The sequence below is a fragment of the Psychrobacter sp. SHUES1 genome, from assembly GCF_001652315.1.
Classification (GTDB): Bacteria; Pseudomonadota; Gammaproteobacteria; order Pseudomonadales; family Moraxellaceae; genus Psychrobacter; species Psychrobacter faecalis.
Window position 1 is genome coordinate 1 of the sequence record NZ_LXWA01000002.1, and the last position, 1372, is coordinate 1372.

Genomic DNA, 1372 nt, shown 5'->3' on the forward strand with positions numbered 1-1372 from the left:
GTTGACATACTCCCGCCACTTTCGACAAGCTCAAGCGGGGGATTCTAAAAGCAAAAGCTCTTAGGCGACTTTCTCACGACCGTCGCAAGTTTTCTGCTTCAACGGGCGACCTTTACTGCATCTTCCCTCGACAGACAAAACGGCATGTCCTGCCGCAAGAATATTACGAGCTGCATTAACATCTGCATTCGCAATATAACCACATTCAACGCACTCAAATTTTGCTTGGGTACGTCTATTTTCTTTTGCAACATGCTTGCATTCAAAGCAGGTTTGGCTTGTATAACGCGGGTTTACTTTAATCAGTAACCCGCCTTGCCATTGCTGTTTATACTCAAGCATAGTCAGCGCCATCGACCAACCCTGATCAAGAATTGATTTGTTCAATCCTGACTTGGCTTTGACATTGCGACCTTTATTTTCAAGAGTCCCGCTTGCAGATCCCGACATATTAACTACTTTTAAATCCTCACAGACAATCATGGCGTGGTTTTTGCTGATGTCAGTGCTGATTTTATGCAAGTAGTCATGGCGAATATTGGCAATGTGATGGTGAAGCTTTTGGATTTTACGGTTTTGCTTTTTCCAATTTTGGCTAAATAAGACCTTACGACTTAATTGGCGCTGTAGCTTTGCTAGTTTGCCTTGATTGGCTTTAAAGCTGCTCTTAGGTTTAAAGCACTGACCGTTTGAGCCGGTAACTAATTTACTGACACCTAGATCAATACCAATGGCGGTTTTAGAAGGGTGAATTGGGTTCTGTTCCAACTCTCGCTCAGTGCCAAACGACACGTACCAATGACCGGATTTCTTGCTGATGGTGACGTTTTTAATTATCCCAAGAATGTCTTGAGATTTTCTAAACTTCACAAAACCTACACCATTCGGTAGTTTGACACGATTGCCTTCAACACGGCAATATTTATCAAACTGTACCAAGCGTATTGAATCACACCCATCTGATTTGCGCTTGAAGCGCGGCATAAGCGGGCGTAATTGGATTTCTGTGCCATCAGCAAGCTTGAAGAACTTAGGCTTTTTAGGTTTTTTCTTATTCTCTTTCAATCGTGCATGAACTTTAGAGTCAAAAAAGCGTGACCAAGCAGAAGCGAGATCACGAATTTTTTGTTGTAAAGACACCGCGTTAGAGCTTGTTTTTAAGAAGGCAAACTCAGGATTTGCTTTAATATCCATGATTTTATTAACCAAATTGGTTGCATTAATAAACTCATTTTTAGCAAACATCTCAAACGATACCGCAAGCACTTGATTCCAAACAAAACGTGCAGAACCAACAAGGTTATTTAAGATAACCTCTTGTTCTGCATTAGGCTCAAGCCTAAATTTGTACGCTTTATTAATTTTCATAATG

General features: G+C 41.0%; 1 protein-coding gene. It reads right to left on the reverse strand.

Annotated features, from left to right (window positions below; genetic code table 11):
- Positions 1-60 precede the first annotated feature (60 nt).
- A complete protein-coding gene (locus A7325_RS00015; RefSeq protein ID WP_068403487.1) occupies positions 61-1368 on the reverse strand; it encodes an RNA-guided endonuclease InsQ/TnpB family protein in 1308 nt (435 codons plus the stop codon).
- Positions 1369-1372: the final 4 nt, after the last annotated feature.